Here is a 514-nt window from a genome sequence, read left to right on the forward strand (position 1 = left end):
CGGCGCCAAGCCTCATTCAGGGCTGGACCGGGATGCATTGCTGAAGGCGTACGAGAAGATGTCGCGCATCCGTGCGTTCGAGGATCGACTGCACGAAGAGAATGCAACCGGTGACATCCCCGGCTTCATTCACCTCTACTCGGGCCAGGAAGCCATCGCGGTGGGAGTGTGCGAGAACCTGAGCGACGCCGACTACATCGGATCCACTCACCGCGGTCACGGGCACTGCATCGCCAAGGGCTGCGATCTGAACGGCATGATGGCCGAGATCTTCGGCAAGGACGACGGCCTGTGTCGCGGTAAGGGCGGCTCGATGCACATCGCCGACCTGTCCGTGGGAATGCTCGGCGCCAACGCGATTGTCGGCGGAGCCCCGTCGTTGGCGATCGGCGCTGCACTGAGTGGCAAGACGCTTCGAAACGGTGTCATCGCAGCGTCGTTCACGGGAGACGGTGGATCCAACCAGGGAACCGTCTTCGAGGCGATGAACATGGCTGTGGTGCTGGATCTTCCG

Annotated in this window: 1 protein-coding gene; it reads left to right on the forward strand. The window is 62.6% G+C overall.

All coding sequences use genetic code 11. The features are described from left to right. Positions 1–22: 22 nt before the first annotated feature. The coding region (locus A2J01_RS34515) for a thiamine pyrophosphate-dependent dehydrogenase E1 component subunit alpha (RefSeq protein ID WP_269455352.1) at positions 23–514 on the forward strand (492 nt) is incomplete at its 3' end.

It is taken from the genome of Rhodococcus sp. EPR-134, from assembly GCF_001647205.1.
In the GTDB taxonomy this organism is placed as follows: Bacteria; Actinomycetota; Actinomycetes; order Mycobacteriales; family Mycobacteriaceae; genus Rhodococcus_F; species Rhodococcus_F qingshengii.